Raw genomic sequence first — 16329 nt, 5'->3', positions numbered from 1 at the left:
AGGTGCTCCTCAGAACTGGCCGACGGGGTCGACGAGATGGGTGGGCGGCGGGGCCGTGTCGTCCACGGTCGCGGTGAACGGCCGGCCCTCCTCGTGGCAGATGAACTGCAGGACGTGCCGACCGGAGGCGGCGGCCCGGATCAGGCCGCCGGTCGTGGCCCAGACCCCGGAGAGGTAGAAGTCGCGCAGGCCGGGCAGCACCGGGCCGTTGCGCTTGATCTCCTCCTCCATCGTCTCGCCGCTCTCCACGAACGGCTGCCAACCCAGCACCGAGCCGTCGTAGTTGCCGGTGTAGCGCAGCTGGGTGAGCGGGGTCGACACGTCCTTGACGGTGATCGCGGCCCGGATGCCGGGGTGGTGGCGTTCGAGCAGCTCGATGACGGCGTCGCGCACCCGCCGCTTTTCCCGCTGGTACTCCCGGCCGCGCCCGACCGGCAGGGTGTGCAGCTCCTCGCCGCGGCGGATCCGGGCGGCCTGCTCGGGGCCGGTGCTCAGCGCCCGCCAGGGGGCGATGTCGCTGAAGTAGCTCGCGAAGACGACGCCCGTGCCGGCCGGCGACAGCTCGGGGTAGTGGCGGCTGCGGAACTGGATGTTGATGCTCGGGTGCCGGATCCCGGTGAGCCGCCCGGCGAGGTCCTCGTCGAGCAGGTACGTCGTGCACGGGTCGCCGACCGGGAACGGCTCGCGCAGGCCGAGGAAGACGGCGACGTAGCCGGGGAAGACCTGGTCCCGCTGGTCGATGCAGTGGGTGTAGAGGCGGCGGTAGGTGTCGTTCAGGTAGCGGCCCTTGAGCAGGTCCATCACCGTCGCCCGGCCGTCGCAGGCCGACACCACGACGTCCGCCGGGATCTCCGTCCCGTCGCTGAGGCGCACCCCCACCGCCCGGTCGTCCTCGACCAGGATCTCCTCCACCTTGGCGTTGCAGGTGAGTTCGCCGCCGAGCCGCTTGTAGCGCGCCTCGATCGAGCGGGCCAGTCCGAGCGAGCCGCCCTCCGGCACCCCGGCCGACCGGCCCTCGTGGGCGGCGAGCTGGAAGTAGAACGGCAGCACGGGGAAGTTGGGGTGCTTCTCGTAGAGGATGAAGTTGAACGCCTCGCGCAGCAAAGGGTCCTGGAACCGCTGCGAGTAGTCCGTCATGAGGATGCCGAGCGAGCGGCGGATGAGGTTGAAGTACGGCACGAACGAGGCCAGCATCCGGTAGCGCGCCCAGCGGCTCATCAGCCCGACCGGGCTGAGGAACGGGTAGAGCGTGAGGCAGCGGCGGAACCGGCGCAGGTCGCCGCAGAACTGCTTGATCGGGCGGGCGTCGGCCGGCGAGAGGCCGAGCAGGTGCGCCTCCAGCCGGTCCGGGTCGGAGTAGAAGTAGACCGCCCGGCCGTCCCGCCCGCGCACGACGTTGAAGGCGTCGAAGTTGCGCATCCGCTTGCCCTGGAGGGCACCCAACTCCAGCCAGATCTGGTGCATCTCGTTGCCGGGGCCGCTGCCGAGCAGCCAGCTGACGGTGGGGTCGAAGGTGAACTCACCGCGCTCCCAGCCGGTGCAGCAGCCGCCGGGGATCTCGTGCATCTCCAGGACCCTGGTCCGGTACCCGTTCATCCGGGCGTAGCAGCCGGTGGACAGGCCGCTCAGCCCGCCGCCGACGATCACCATGTTGGGCCTGGTCGTCACACCCATGCGCCCACCTCTCCCCCTGCCTCCGGCCGGGGGGACCCCCGTGCTTCGCTCGCTCACTCGCTCGCTCCCACTGCTTCCGCGGTCTCCACTGCTGCGGCGTCCCGCCGGTCGAGCCGTGGCACGCGGCCCCACTTGCCGGGGTGCCACGGCTCCTCGTTGTCGCTGGGCCAGGCCCGGAACTCCAGGCCGAGTTCCCGGCAGAGGTACTGGACGGCGAACCGCCCGCTGGTCGCCGCGCGGATCAGCCCGCCCATGCCGACCCACTGGCCCGCCATCGAGAAGCCGCGCAGGCCGGGCAGCCGCATGCGGTCCTTGTCGACCAGCCGGTTGGCGGCGTCCTCGGCGTCGGAGAACGCCTGCCAGGCGAGGATGCTGCCGTAGGTGTTGCCGGTGAACCGCTCGGTGGTGACGGGCGAGGCCACCGTGAGCAGCTCGATCCGGCCCGCGAGCCCCGGGTGCGTCCGCGCCAGGAACTCCCGTACGAACTCCGCGACTTCCTGCTTGCGGGCCCGGTAGGCGCGGCGGTCGGCGGCGCGCAGGGCCTTCCACGAGGCGTGGTCGCTGAAGTACATGCAGTGCAGGATCGACTTGCCCGGTGGCGCGAAGCCGTCGCCGTACTGCGAACGCAGCTGCACGACAAGGCTGTTCTGCAGTGCACCGGGCAGCCGGGCGCCCTGCTCGGGGGTGAGCAGGTAGGTCGTGCTGTGCGCCTCGCCGGGCGGGAGCGGGCCGTCGACGCCGACGAACACCGAAACGGCCGCCGGGTACAAGTTGCCCGGACGGTCGAGGAGTTCGTGGTAGAGCCGGTCCGTCGTCGGGCTGGTCCAGCGGCCCTCCAGCAGACGGTCCACCGTGGTCGGGCCGTCGCACGCGGACACCACGTGGTCGGCGTAGTGCGAGGTGCCGTCCCGAAGCCGCACCCCGACCGCCCGGCCGTCCTCGACCAGGATCCGCTCGACCCGGCGGCGGTAGCCGATCACCCCGCCGAGCGAGGTGTAGCGCTCCTCCACCGAGCGGGCCAGCCCGAGCGAACCGCCCTGCGGGAAACCGGCGTTGCCGTTGTGCGCGGCGGCCAGGGTGTACAGGTACGGCAGCAGCGGGAAGCCGGCCGGCTCCTGCAGGAACATGTTGGGCAGGGCCCGCCGGAGCAGCGGGTCCTGGAAGCGGTCGGCGAAGCCGCGCATCGGGGTGGTCGCGGTGCGCCAGAACAGCCGGAACGCCGGGAGGACGGCGCGCGCGGTGCGGAGCCGCTGGGCCACCGTCCGCAGCGGCGGGGGCGTGACCTCCCAGGGCAGGTCGAGGGCGGCGAAGCGGCGCAGGTCCTTGCAGAAGGAGCGGATCAGCGGCGCGTCCGCCGGGGAGGTCTCCAGCAGGTGCCGTTCGAGCCGGTCCGGGTCGTTGTAGAACGTGACGGCCCGGCCGTGCTCGTCGACGACGCGGTTGAAGACGTCGAACTCGGTGACCGACTTGCCGTCCAGGGCCCCGAGTTCGCGCCACACCTGGTGGCCGCCGACGCCCGGCGCGGTGCCGATCAGCCAGTCGATGCAGTAGTCGAACAGGTAGCCCTCGCGCGACCACGCGGTGCAGCAGCCGCCGGGCAGCACGTGCTTCTCGAAGATGCGCGTCTCCATGCCGCTCATCTGCGCGTAGCAGCCGGTGGCGAGGCCCGCGACGCCCGCCCCGATGATGATCACCCGTGGCGGGCCGCCGGGGGCGCGCTCCCGGGCGGTCCAGTCCGGGCCGTGGTCAGGTGCGGCCATCGGCGGTGCCTCCGGCCAGCATCGCGCCCGCCAACTCGGCGTTCCGGGCGGCGAATTCGCTGTCCATCATCTCGGCGTGGGTACCGTGCCCGCCGTGCACCGCGGTGCCGGCCGTGGAGGCGCCCTGCCAGGAGCCTTCCTCGTCGCCCGTGTGGAGGGCGAGCCGTTCGCGGTCGCAGACCACGCCGAGCGGGGCGGCGACCGTGCCGAGGTTGGGCGTGCGGCTGCAGAACTCCAGGTAGTCCCGGGCCTGTTCGATGGTCTCCTGGGCGACGATCGTCGATCCGGTGTGCCGGTACAGGTGTTCGTGGAGCTCGCGCTCGAACGCGGCGAGGTGCTCGTCGCCGAGCGCGTAGGCCTCCGTGATCCGGTAGGAGTCCAGGACGACAACGGCGCTCACCGCGCGGCCGCGGCGCTCCAGTTCCTTGGCCACCTCGAAGGCGAGGTTGCCGCCGAGCGAGTAACCGAGCAGGGCGTACGGCCCCTCCTCGTGCAGCGCCTCGGCGAGGTCCGCGTACCGGGCCGCCTTGTCGTCGCCGGCGAGGTAGTTGAACGCGGCGATCCGGTGGCCGGGCAGGTGCGCGGCGAGCTGGCGGTAGACCAGGCCGTGCCCGCCGGCCGGCGGGAAGCAGAACACCGTCCGCTCCTGCGGCGCCGCCCGGTTGAACCACAGGTACGGTTCGGCGCCGGCCACCTCGCCGGTGATGATCTGCTCGACGGCGCGCGCCATGCCGTGCAGGGTGGTGACCGCGAACAGCCGGCCGACCGGGATACCGATGTTGAACTCGGTCCGCAGGTGGTGGATGAGCTCGATCAACCGGATGGAGCTGCCGCCGAGCTCGAAGAAGTCGTCCCGGAGGCCGACCCCCTCCACCCCCAGCAGCGCCTGCCAGTGGGCGGCCATCCGGATCTCGTAGAGCGTCACGGGCGGATCGTGCCGCTCGCCGCCGGTCTCGACGCGCGGTTCCGGCAGCGCGGCGAGGTCGACCTTGCCGCTCGACGTCAGCGGCAGGGCGGGCAGTTCGGTGAACCAGGACGGGATCATGAAGGTGGGCAGCCGCTCGGAGAGGTGGCGCCGCAGCTCGCCGCGGTCCATCCGGGCGCCCTCCGCCGGGACGCAGTACGCGCACAGCACGGCGTCGCCGCCGGTGTCCTGACGGATCGTCACACACGCCTGGGCGATTTCCGGACGGTCGGCCAGCTGGACCTCGATCTCGCCGAGTTCGATCCGGTGGCCGCGCACCTTCACCTGGTTGTCGATCCGGCCGAGCAGGTGTGCGGTGCCCTCGGCGTCCCAGCGACCGAGGTCGCCGGTGCGGTAGAGCCGGACGGGGCCGTCCAGGTCGAGGGTGGCGAAGCGCTCGGCGGTCTGCCCCGGGTCGTTCGGGTAGCCGTCGGCCACGCCCGCGCCGCCGACCCACAGCTCACCGGCCACCCCGGGCGGCACCGGCTCGCCGTGGCGGTCGAGGATGTAGAGCTCGCTGTTGGGGAACGGCCGCCCGATGGGCACCATCCGGCCCGGCTCCAGGGCGTCGACCGGTCCCTCGAAGTAGGTGCTGTCCACGGCGGCCTCGGTCAGGCCGTAGGAGTTGACCAGCCGGGTGTCCGGCCCGCACAGGGCGCGCAGCCGGGCGTGCTCGCCGGCCTTCCAGAGGTCGGAGCCCACGATCAGCAGCCGCAGGAAGTCCAGCCGCAGGCCCTCGCGCTCGCAGTGGGCGAGCAGGGTGCGGGCCACCGCCGGGACGAACTCGCCGCCGTCCACGGCCTCCTCGCACATCGTCCGGTACAGCCGGGCGGGGTCGAAGAGCAGCTCGCGGTCGACCAGGACGAGCGTGCCGCCGGAGCAGACGGCCCGGGCGAGGTCACCGGTGAACACGTCGAAGGAGACCCCGGCCATCTGCAGGTGCACCCGGACGTCGGTGTCCAGCCGGTACTCCGCGCGCCAGCCGGCGGCCACCGCGGCGAGGCTGCGGTGTGCCACCCGGACGGCCTTCGGGCGACCGGTCGAGCCGGAGGTGTGGATCACGTAGGCGGGCCGGTCCGGGTCGGCGGCGGGCAGGGCGCCGTCGGCCGCCGGCGCGTCCAGCTCCTCCAGGGTCACCAGCGGGGCGGGCAGCCCGGCCGGCGCCGGGTGCCCCTGGTCGACGACGACCAGGGCGGCGCCGGCGTCGGCGACCTGGTAGGCGAGGCGGTCGGCCGGGTGCCCGGGGTCGAGCGGCAGGTACGCGGCGCCGGCCCGCCAGACCGCGAGCAGGGTGGTGATCAGTTCGGGTGACTTGGCCAGGCAGACCGCCACCACCGAACCCTCCCGCACGCCGAGCTCGCGCAGCCGCAGGGCCGCCCGCTGGGCGCGGCGGTCGAGTTCGCCGTAGCTGAGCCGCCGCGCCTCGGGCGGGCCGGCGAGACCGGGGGCCACCACGGCGACGGCCTCGGGGTGTTCGGCGGCGGCCTTGGCGAACAGCTCGGGCAGCGGCACGTCGTGGTCGAGGACGCGCCCGGCGCCGCTGAACTCGGTGAGCACGCGCCGGCGTTCGTCCTCGCCGAGCATCGGCAGGCGGCCGGTCGGCTCGTCCGTGGACGCACGCGTCATGGCGTCCACGAGGTTGCGGTAGTGTCCGGCCATCCGCTCGACGGTCGAGGCGTCGAAGAGGTCGGAGTTGTACTTGAACACACAGTGGAAGCGGCCGTCCGCGCGGTCCTCGTACGCGGACAGTGTCAGGTCGAACTGTCCTTCCTCCTCCGGGAGTTCGACGTAGTCGAGGCGGTAGCCCCCGCGCTCGACCGCGACCTTGTGGGTGAGCAGGATGAACATCGCCTGGAACACCGCCGAGCGGCTGGGGTCGTGCTGCAGCCCCAACTGCTCGACCAGCAGCACGAACGGGTACTCCTGGTTGTCCAGTCCGCCGAGCACGGTCTCCCGGACCCGCCCCAGCAGCTCGGCCACCGTCGGCTCCCCGGCCAGGCTCACGTGCAGCGGCAGCGGGTTGACGAAGTAGCCGTAGACGGAGCCGAACTCCTCCTGCGTCCGCCCGGTCACCGGGCTGCCGACGATGATGTCCTCCTGCCCGGACCAGCGGTTCAGCAGCAGGTAGTACGCGCTCAGCAGCATCATGAACGGCGTGGCGCCCAGCGCGCGGGCCAGCTCGTGCACCCGGGCGCTGAGGTCGGCGTCGAGCCGGAAGAAGACGGACGCGCCGTTGTGCGTCTGCACGGCCGGCCGGGGCCGGTCGGTGGGCAGGCTGAGGATCGGCACCTCGACGGGCAGGTGGCCGCGCCAGTAGTCGAGCATCCGGCGGGCCTCGGGGCCGGCCAGGAAGCGGTTCTGGTGGTTGAGGAAGTCCAGGTAGCGGGCGGGCACCGGCGGGAGTTCGGGGGCGCGGCCCGCCTTCAGGGCCTCGTAGACCTCGAACAGCTCCTCGATGAAGGTGAAGGTCGAGATCGCGTCCGACACGATGTGGTGGACGGCCTTCATCAGCACCCAGCGCTCCGGTCCGCGCCGGAACATCCGCAGCCGCACCAGCGGGTCGCGCTCCAGGTCGTACGGCTTGCGGTACTCCGCGACGATCAGGTCCTGGATCTCCGCCCAGGGCCGGCCCTCGACGTCGATCAGGGCGGTGTCGACGAGGGCCTCGTCCCGGATCCGCTGCACCGGACGGCCCTCCTCCGCGGTGAACGCGGCGCGCAGCGCGGGGTGGCGGGCGACGACGGTGCGGAAGGCCTCGGTGAACAGCTCCGGGTCGATCGCGGTGCGGACCTCGACGGCGCCGCCGATGTTGTAGGCGAAGCCGTCCGGGTGGAGCTGTCTGAGGAACCAGAGCGCCTTCTGGTTGTGGGTGAGCGGGTAGCACTGCTCGTCGGTGTGCAGTTCGACGGCCGCGCGCTCGACCGTGCCGTCGGCGGCGGCGAGGTCGGCGAGGCCGTCGTGGAGGAGGTCCAGCAGCTCGCCCACCGGGCCGTTGCTCAGCAGGGCCACCACCGGCAGCGCGACGCCGAGTTCACCGAGGACGCGGGCGCGCAGCTCCATGGCGAGCAGTGAGTCCATGCCGTGCGCGCCGAGCCGGGTGTCCCCGTCGATCCGATCGGCGCCGATGCGCAGCACGGCGGCGACGGCGGCGGCGAAGCGCTCGGCGACCAGGGTGCGACGGCCGGCCGGGTGGGCCGCGCGGAAGGCGGCGAGGAGCCCGCCGGCCTCGGCCTGGGCGGGTTCGGCGGCGCCCGCCGCGAGGTCGGCGACGAGGGGCGGCGGTGCGGGGTACCAGGCGAGGAAGACCGGCCAGTCGACGACGGTCGCGACGAGCAACTGGGCGCGGTCCTGCCCGATCACCCGTTCCAGGACGGCGGTGCCGGCCCCGGGCGGGAGCGAGCTCATGCCGCGGGCGTCCCGGTAGTGGGCGACGAGGCCGAGCTCCTCGATCATGCCGGTGGCCCAGGGGCCCCAGTCGAGGCTGATCGCGGGCAGGCCGTCGGCGCGGCGGTGGTGGGCGAGCGCGTCGAGGAAGGCGTTGCCCGCCGCGTAGTTGGCCTGCCCGGCCGTGGTGAGCAGCGAGGCGACGGAGGCGAACAGCACGAAGTGGTCGAGCGGTTCGTCGCGCAGGAGGCGGTGCAGGAGGTAGCCGCCGACCACCTTCGGCGTGTACCCGGCGTCGAAGGCCGCACGGTCCATCTGCGGGATCAGGGTGTCGCGGACCTGCCCGGCGAGGTGGAACGCGCCGCGGACGGGCGGGAGTTGGCGGTCGCGGTAGTCGGCGAGCCAGGCGGCCAGGGCGGTCTCGTCGGTGACGTCCACCGGCGCCACGATGGCCTCGGCGCCGAGTGCCTCCAGTTCGCGCAGGAAGGCGATCCGCCGGCCGGCCGGGCTGTCGGGGTCGGTGTGCCGCCACTGGCCGCGTTCGGGCAGGGCGGTGCGGCCGAGCAGGATCAGCCGCCGGGCGCCGCGCCGCACGAGGGTGCGGCACAGCAGCCGGCCGAGCGCACCGAACGCGCCGGTGACGAGGTAGCTGCCGTCGGGCCGCAGGCTCAGGGGCAGCGGGCGGGTGAGGCCCTCGGCGGGGCGCAGCCGGCCGGTGAGGCGGCGGCCGCCACGCAGGGCGATCTCCTGCTCGCCGTGCACGGTCAGCTCGCGCAGCAGCGCGTCGGCCTCGTCGGGCAGGTCGGCCTCGTCGGGCAGGTGGACCCCGTCGGGCGGGTCGGTGGAGGCGTCGAGGTCGATCAGCGTGCCGCGCTGGGCGGCGAGTTCCTGCTGCCAGAGCACCCGGCCGAGGCCCCAGGCGGGTGCGCCGAGCGGTTCGACCCGGTCGTCCGGGCCGGTGGCCTGGGTGCCGCGGGTGACGATGTGCAGCCGCCCGTCCGGCCGGGCCGCGGGAAGGGCCTGGGCGAGGGCGACGAGCGAGTAGGCGCCGAGGCCGGCGAGCCGGTCGAGGTCCTCCCGTCCGCTGGCTTCCAACCGGGGCAGGTCGAGGTTCCACAGGTGGACGACGGTGCGGAAGGCCGGGTCGAGGTCGGCGAGGAGGCGGGTGAAGTCCGCGGCGCAGTCGGGGCGGACGGTGGAGCCGTCGGCGGTGTGCCCGTAGCCGTCGCCGGGCCGCACGAGGTGGCAGCGGACACCCCGCTCCCCCGCCAGGGCGGCCAGCCGCTCGGCGAGGCCGCCGGCGTCGGCGAGCAGGACGAGGTCACCGGAGTCGGTCGCCTCGGCCGGTTCCGCCTCCACCCAGGCGAGTTCGGTGAGCCAGCCGTCGATGGTGGCGAGGCCGACGGAGGAGGCGGCGTGGGCGACGTCGGCGACCCGGAAGCCGGTGATCCGGCCGAGCGGGGTGCCGTCCTCGGCGTACAGGGCGAGGTCGCCGAGAAGTTCGTCCCCGGTGTCGCGGGTGACGGTCGCGTGGGCCCAGACCGTCCGGTCGCCGACCGGGCCGAGGCGCACCTCCCCGACGGACACCGGCAGCCGCACGCCGCCTGCGCCCGCCTGGAGCACGTCGGCGGCGAGGAGGGTCTGGAAGCAGGCGTCGAGCAGCACCGGGTGGACGTGGTGCCCGGCGGCGTCGCCGGTGGTCGGGGCGATCCGGGCGAGCGCCTCGCCGGGAGCCGTCCATACCTCGTCGATGGCCTGGAACGCGGGGCCGTAGTGGTAGCCGTGGGCGGCCAACTCGCTGTAGCAGTCCGCCTTTTCGTGGCGGGTGCCGCGTGCGCGGAACGCGTCGGCGTCGAGGGACGGCCCGTGGGCGCGGCGCTGGCCGGTGCGGACCCGGCCGCTCGCGTGCACCACCGGATCGCCGCTCGCGGGCAGCGAGGCGACGGTGAACCGGCCGTCGTCGGGGGCGAAGGAGAACTGCGCCCTGGTGGGCTCCGCGTCGGACAGCACCAGGGCCCGGGCGAGGTCGACGTCGGCGAGCACCACGTCCGTCCCGCCGGTCAGCGCCCGGACGGCCTGGGCGGCCATCTCCAGGTAGCCCGCCGCCGGAAAGACCGCGCTGCCCTCGATCCGGTGGTCGGACAGGTACGGCAGCTTCTCGACGTCGAGCGCGTTCTCCCAGGTCGGCTGCGCGGCGGCGGTGCGGCGGCCGAGCAGCGGGTGGTCGGACTCGCCGCGGCGGACCTGCTCGACCGGGCGCGGCTCGGCCCAGTACCGGTCGCGCCGCCACGGGTAGCACGGCAGCGGCACCGGGCGGCCGGCGGGGTGCAGGGCCGTCCAGGACGGCTCGACGCCGAGGGTGTGCAGCTCGGCGAGCGTACGGGCGACGCGCTCGGGCTCGTCGTCGCGGCGGCGGATGGACGGGAGCGTCCGTGCGTCGGTGTCGCCGAGGCACTCGCGGATCGCGTGGCCGAGCACCGGGTGCGGGCCGATCTCCAGGAACAGCGTGTGCCCGTCCGCCGCCATCCGCTCGACGGCGGCCTTGAAACGCACCGGGCGGCGGACGTTGCGCCACCAGTAGGCGGCGTCCAGCTCGGGGCCGAGGGCGCGGTCCTCCACGGCCGTCAGGTAGAGCGGCACCTGCGCCTCGCGCGGCGTGATGTCCGCGAGCGCCGCCAGCAGCTCCTCGCGGATCGGGTCCATCCGCAGGCTGTGGTACGGGACTTCGACGTCCAGGAACTTCACGAACACCTGCTCCTGGCGCAGTTCCTCGGCGAGTGCGCCGAGCGCGTCGGCGTCGCCCGCGAGGGTCACGGCGCTCGGCCCGTTCACGGCCGCCAGCGACACCCGCTCGCGGTGCGGGCGGATCCGCCGCTCCGCGTCGGCCTCGGGCAGGCCGACGGCGAGCATCGTGCCCGTCCCGGCGAGCCGGTGCTGGAGGCGGCTGCGGTGCAGCACCACCGTGACGGCGTCGGCCAGGTCGTACACCCCGGCCGCGTGGAACGCGGCGACCTCGCCCGTGCTGTGGCCGACGACCGCGTCGGGCCGCAGCCCGCGACTGCGCCAGAGCGCCGAAAGGCCCACCTGGAGCGCGAAGTTGGCGGTCTGCGCGAGCCAGGTCTCGGCCATCCTCGACTCGCCCTCGTCACGGGAGAGTTCGTCCAGCAGCGACCACCCGGCCTGCGCGCGGATCTCCCGGTCGCACGCGTCGACGGCCTCGCGGTAGACCGGCTCGCTCTCGTACAGCCCGCGGCCCATCGCCCACCACTGCGGGCCCATGCCGGTGAACACCCAGGCCAGCCGCCGCTGTCGGCGCTCCCGGGCGCGGCCCTGGACCACTCTCGGGTGCGGCTCGCCGCGCTCGTACGCGGCCAGCGCCTCGTCCAGCGACTCCCGGGAGGAGTACGCCACGGCGAGCCGCTCGGGCAGGTGCTCGCGCCGGTGCGCCAGGGTGTGTGCGAGGTCCACGAGCGGCGCCCCGTCGGCGAGTTCGCGGCGGATGCCGGCGGCCAGCTCGGGCAGTCCGGCCGCGTCGCGGGCGCTCAGCGGCAGCACCGTGCACGGCGGCGCGGGCACCGCTGCGGTCCGCGGCTCGACGGGCTCGCGCGGCGGCGCCTCCTCCAGCAGGACGTGCGCGTTGGTGCCGCCGAAGCCGAAGGAGTTGACCCCCGCCCGCGCCGGGCCGTCGTGCTCGGGCCAGTCGACGACGGTGGTCGGGATCTCGAACGGCAGCGCGTCCAGGTCGATGTCGGGGTTGGGCCGCTCCAGGTTGATGTGCGGCGGGATCCGCCGGTGCTCGAGCGCGAGCGCCGTCTTGATCAGCCCGGCCACCCCGGCCGCGGACTCGGTGTGCCCGATGTTGGTCTTGACCGAGCCGACGTAGCAGCGCTCCCCCGGTCGCCGCCCGACCGCGAGCACCCGGCCGAGCGCGTTCGCCTCGATCGGGTCACCGACCGGGGTCGAGGTGCCATGGGCCTCGACGTACTGCAGGCCGCCGGGCCGCACTCCGGCCTCGGCGCAGACCCGTTCGATCAGGGCGACCTGCGCGTCCGCCCGCGGCACGGTGATGCCGTTGGTGCGGCCGTCCTGGTTGACGCCGCTGCCGATGATCACCGCGTGGACCGGGTCGCCGTCGCGCAGCGCGTCCGACAGCCGCCTGAGCACCACCACGCCGACGCCCTCGGCCCGCACGTACCCGTCGGCGGCGGCGTCGAAGGCCCGCGAGCGGCCGTCCGCCGAGAGGAACCCGCCCTTCGTCTCGCCGATCGTGTACTGCGGCGCCATGTGCAGCAACGTGCCGCCGGCCAGGGCGAGTTCGCTCTCGCCGCGGAGCAGGCTCTGGCAGGCCAGGTGCACCGCGACCAGGGAGGAGCTGCACGCGGTGTCGATCGAGACGCTGGGGCCGCGGAAGTCGAAGCAGTGCGAGATCCGGTTCGACACCATCGTCATCATGGTGCCGGTGGCGGTGTGCGCGGCGAGCGTCTCGAAGCCGAGGTCCGCGAACTGGAGGATCTTGTAGTCCAGGGTGAACGCGCCGACGTACACCCCGACGTCCCGGCCCGCGAGCTCCGACGGCCGCTGCCCGCCGTCCTCCAACGCCTCCCAGGCGACCTCCAGCAGCTTGCGCTGCTGCGGGTCCATGGAGGCGGCCTCGCGCGGGCTGATGCCGAAGAACTCCGGGTCGAAGGTGTCGAAACCGTCGATGTACCCGCCCCGGCCGCCGATCAGCCGCCCCGGCTTGGCCCGGTCCCGGCTGCCCAGCGACGCGACGTCGTACCGGTCGGGCGGCGTCGGGACGAGACAGTCCCGGCCCTCCAGCAGGTTGCGCCAGTACGACCGGTGGTCGTTGGCGTGGCCGGGCAGGCGGCAGCCGATCCCGGTGATCGCGATCCGTTCGCTGGGCACGTCGAGGGGCGAGGTGGTCATGGTCCAATCCGGGGGTTCTGTTCGCGTGGACGAATTCCCTGGACGGAGAAATCCGTTTCGACTGCGAACATGTGGTCCTGGGAAAATCTGATTCCTAAGAAAATCCGATCACTACCGCCGGCGAGTGCGGCGCAATGGCTCACGCCTCGAATAAGTCAACGGAGAGAGGTGGAAGCGGACGGCCGACCAGACGTGCAGTGGCAGACAGCACGCTCTCCTTGGCCATTCGATGGTCGACGAACGGAAACGCCAGTGATGCTAGCCCGAGCCACCCGCCACGAAGCTGACTCGACGTGCGGATAACCCGAATGGCGGAATATAGCCGAGTGTCATTGACGCTCTGCTGGATTCATCGCGCACGCCCCGTGAAAGCTGCTGCCGCACCCCGAAAGCCGACGAATCCCGCGCCGCGCGGGACTGGAGGATCCATGTCCGTCGAGGAGCGCGCGCTGCCGCCCCTGCACCGCCTGGAGCCCGCCGCCTACGGGCCACCCCGGCTCACCGCCCTGCCCAACGGCACGCCCGCCTGGCTGGTCACCCGCTACCACGACGTCCGGCACGTCCTCACCGACCCGGCGTTCGGCCGGGCGACGCTCTTCGCGCCGGACGCGCCGCCGCTCGGCTCCGTCTCCAACCTCGAGGGCGACCCCGGCTTCATCACCAACATCGACGGCCCGGACCACCGACAGCTGCGCACCCTCATGCAGCAGGCCTTCACCCGCAAGGCCGTCGACGCGTGGACGCCCTGGCTCGCCTCCGTGGTGGAACGGCTCGTCGAGGACGTCGTCGGGCAGGGCCCGCCGGCCGACCTGGTGGCCTCGCTCACCATGCCGCTGCCGGTCGACGTGATCAGCCGCCTGATGGGCGTGGAGGACGTCGACCGGAAGCGGCTGCGCCACTGGACGGACCACCTGTTCGCCGACCGCAGCCGGCCGGCCGGCGAAGTCCGGACGGTGCTGGCGGAGTTCTGCGCCTTCGCGGCCGAACTCCTCGACCGGCGGCGGCGCGAGCCCGGCGAGGACCTGGTCAGCCGGATGGTGGTGGCCGCCGACCAGCAGGGCTGCGTCACCGAGGAGCGCCTGGTCAAGCTGGTCTGCGGCCTGATCGCGGGCGGTCACGAGACGACCGTCGCCACGCTCGGCAACGCCCTCGTCTACCTGCTGGGCGAGCGCCCGGACGCCTGGCCGCGGCTCACCTCCGAACCGGCGGCCCAGGCGGCCGCCGACCGGCTGCTGCACACCATCCCGCTCGGCGAGGGGCTGGGAGCCCTGCGGCGCTCGGTGCGGGAGACGGTGATCAGCGGGGTGACCGTCCCGGCCGGCGCGGTGGTGATCGTCGACCGGACGAGCGCCGCCCGGGACCCGGAGGTCTTCACCACGGGCCTCGCCGACGGCCTCTTCGAACCCCTGGAGGCCGCCACCCTGGCCTTCGGCGCCGGGCCGCACTACTGCCTGGGCCCCTGGCTCGCCCGCCTCGAACTGCGCCTCGCGCTCCACCGCCTCGCCACGCGCCTGCCGGGCCTGCGGCTGGACGAGCCGGTCGAGGGGCTCGAATGGCGCCGCGTGTTCTCCACGCGCAGCCCGCGCCGGCTCACGGTGACGTGGTGAGCCGGCGAGCTCCGGCCGACGCCCCCACCGCCACCACTACCACCGCTCAGCAGGCGCAGGAGATGCCCGAGCGCGGGGCCGTCAGGTCGTCGACCGGGCGCTGCTCGGTGCCGTGGTCGGTGTCGTACGCGAAACCCTCGCGGGCCCAGTACTCGAAGCCGCCGAGCATCTCCTTCACCCGGTAGCCGAGACGGGCGAAGGCGAGCGCGGCCCGGGTGGCGCCGTTGCAGCCGGGGCCCCAGCAGTAGGTGACGACGGTGGCCTCGCGGTCGACCAACTGCGGGGCCAGCTCCGGGACGCGGGCGGTGGGCAGGTGCAGGGCGCCCGGGATACGGCCCTGGGACCACGCGACGTCGCTGCGCGAGTCGACGACGACCAGGCCGGGGACGCCGGCCAGCAGGTCGGCGCGCACGTCGGACACGTCGGCCTCGAAGGTGAGGCGCGAGAGGAAGTGCGCGGCGGCGAGGGCCGGGTCGGCGGCGGGGACGGAGAGGACGGCGCTGGTCATCGGGGTGCTCCTGGATGGTTCGGGCGGTTCAGGGGTGGTTCAGGGGTGGTTCAGGGTGATGCGCCGATCCTGGCCCGCACGAGGGCCCGTCCACGAGTGGCGTGATCGCCTCTCTTCGTCAAGATCCCGCCAGCCATCTCCGACGCGCAGAGGGGAGAACTGCGCCGCGGCCCGTCGAGGGGGACGGACCGCGGCGCAGCCGCCGTTCGCATAGAGTCCTCCCTCGACGGACCATCAGGCCGACCGAGGAGCACCACCGTGGCGAGCGAAACGCATCCCGCCGTCCCCGAGTTGGCGGCGGACGTCATCGAGGAGTGGCGGGCGGAGGAGGCCGAGCTCGTCGACCTGCTGGCGAGGGCGAAGCGCGGGATCGGCGGGGTCGCCGCCTTCCGCCTCGGCCCGACGCCGACCGTGCTGGTCACCGATCCGGTGGCCGTGCAGCACGTGTTGGGCCGGCACCCGGACCGGTACGTCAAGCGCTCGCACCGGGCGCGGATGCTCATCGGGGACGGCGTGCTGTCCACCGCCGGGGACGCGTGGAGGCGTCAACGGCGGCTGTTGCAGTCACAGTTCACCGGGACGGGCATGCGGCGGTACGAGCAGCGGATCGCCGAGGCGGCGCAGCACACGGCCGACCGGTGGGCCGGGTACGCGCGCAGCGGCGAGACGTTCGACGTGGGCGACGAGATGCGGCGCTTCGCCCTGGACACGGTGTGGCGGGCGCTCACCGGCCACCAGCTGGACGACGCCACCGACCACGAACTCGCCGCCGTCCAGCGGGTCGTGGCCGCGATGCCGACCCTGCCCACCAACGCGGCCGACGCCCGGGACGCCGTGGCCGAGGACCTCGCCAGGATCGACGCCACCGCCCGGGCCGCCATCGACGCGGCGCGCTCCTCGGACGCGCCCGGCATCCTGCGCGACCTCCTCGAAGCCTCCTCCCAGCACCCCGAATACACCGATCAGTTGATCCGCGACGAACTCGTGACCCTCATCGTCGCCGGCCACGAGACCACCGCCACCGCCCTCACCTGGCTGTTCCTGCTCCTCGACCGCCACCCCGAGGCCCGCACCGCCGACCCCCAGGCCCTGGTCGGCGAGACCCTCCGCCTCTACCCGCCGGCCTGGCTGCTCCCCCGCCATGCGCTGGAGGACGACGTCCTCGCCGGCCACCGCATCGCGGCGGGCACGGACGTCCTCGTCTGCCCGTACCTCACCCACCGCGACCCGGCGCTCTGGCCCGACCCCGACCGCTTCGACCCCACCCGCTTCACTTCCACCGGCACCCGCCCCGCCCACCTCGCCGCCTACCTCCCCTTCGGCCTCGGCGCCCGCGCCTGCCTCGGCACCCAGTTCGCCCTCCGCGAGACCACGGCCCTCCTCGAACGCCTCCTCCCGACGCACACCCCGACCTTCCTCTCCACCCCCACCGGCGCCGCCTACAGCATCACCGTCCGCCCCGACGGCCCGACCCCGGCGGTGCTGCGCCAGGCCTGCCGATAGGCG

6 protein-coding genes are annotated in these 16329 nt (G+C 73.7%); 2 read left to right on the top strand and 4 right to left on the bottom strand.

The genetic code is table 11. The features are described 5' to 3' along the window. Window positions 1-9: 9 nt before the first annotated feature. The 3 genes from ACWCXH_RS27635 to ACWCXH_RS27625 all read right to left on the bottom strand — a co-directional run bounded on the left by ACWCXH_RS27635 (window position 10) and on the right by ACWCXH_RS27625 (window position 12708). Window positions 10-1650, bottom strand: coding sequence for a phytoene desaturase family protein (locus ACWCXH_RS27635; RefSeq protein ID WP_449804229.1), 1641 nt, complete (start codon window positions 1648-1650; stop codon window positions 10-12). 77 nt (window positions 1651-1727) lie between these two features. Continuing rightward, complete coding sequence (locus tag ACWCXH_RS27630; RefSeq protein ID WP_449804185.1) at window positions 1728-3434, bottom strand: phytoene desaturase family protein; 1707 nt, start codon at window positions 3432-3434, stop codon at window positions 1728-1730. Then, window positions 3421-12708 (bottom strand): non-ribosomal peptide synthetase/type I polyketide synthase, encoded by a 9288-nt coding sequence (locus tag ACWCXH_RS27625; protein WP_449804184.1) that lies wholly within the window; start codon window positions 12706-12708, stop codon window positions 3421-3423. Before ACWCXH_RS27625 ends, ACWCXH_RS27630 begins: the two co-directional genes overlap by 14 nt. Window positions 12709-13136: 428 nt before the next feature. Here ACWCXH_RS27625 and ACWCXH_RS27620 point away from each other — a divergent pair, with 428 nt between their 5' ends. Continuing rightward, a complete protein-coding gene (locus ACWCXH_RS27620) occupies window positions 13137-14315 on the top strand; it encodes a cytochrome P450 (RefSeq protein ID WP_449804183.1) in 1179 nt (392 codons plus the stop codon). Window positions 14316-14361: 46 nt separating this feature from the next. Here the strand turns inward: ACWCXH_RS27620 and ACWCXH_RS27615 are convergent, their stop codons facing one another. After that, window positions 14362-14823, bottom strand: coding sequence for a rhodanese-like domain-containing protein (locus ACWCXH_RS27615; protein ID WP_449804182.1), 462 nt, complete (start codon window positions 14821-14823; stop codon window positions 14362-14364). A gap of 258 nt (window positions 14824-15081) precedes the next feature. On the opposite strand from ACWCXH_RS27615, the gene ACWCXH_RS27610 reads away from it, so the two are divergent. Further along, window positions 15082-16326: a cytochrome P450 gene (locus tag ACWCXH_RS27610; protein ID WP_449804181.1), complete on the top strand. Its 1245-nt coding sequence runs from the start codon at window positions 15082-15084 to the stop codon at window positions 16324-16326. Window positions 16327-16329: the final 3 nt, after the last annotated feature.

This window comes from Kitasatospora sp. NPDC001660 (genome assembly GCF_053596725.1).
This window is presented reverse-complemented; position numbering and strand designations above follow the sequence as displayed.

Excerpts from the sequence above, each read along its gene's own strand:
- ACWCXH_RS27620 (WP_449804183.1), top strand. The coding sequence starts at position 13,137 with ATGTCCGTCGAGGAGCGCGCGCTGCCGCCCCTGCACCGCCTGGAGCCC.
- ACWCXH_RS27635 (WP_449804229.1), bottom strand. The coding sequence starts at position 1,650 with ATGGTGATCGTCGGCGGCGGGCTGAGCGGCCTGTCCACCGGCTGCTAC.
- ACWCXH_RS27630 (WP_449804185.1), bottom strand. The coding sequence starts at position 3,434 with ATGGCCGCACCTGACCACGGCCCGGACTGGACCGCCCGGGAGCGCGCC.
- ACWCXH_RS27615 (WP_449804182.1), bottom strand. The coding sequence starts at position 14,823 with ATGACCAGCGCCGTCCTCTCCGTCCCCGCCGCCGACCCGGCCCTCGCC.
- ACWCXH_RS27625 (WP_449804184.1), bottom strand. The coding sequence starts at position 12,708 with ATGACCACCTCGCCCCTCGACGTGCCCAGCGAACGGATCGCGATCACC.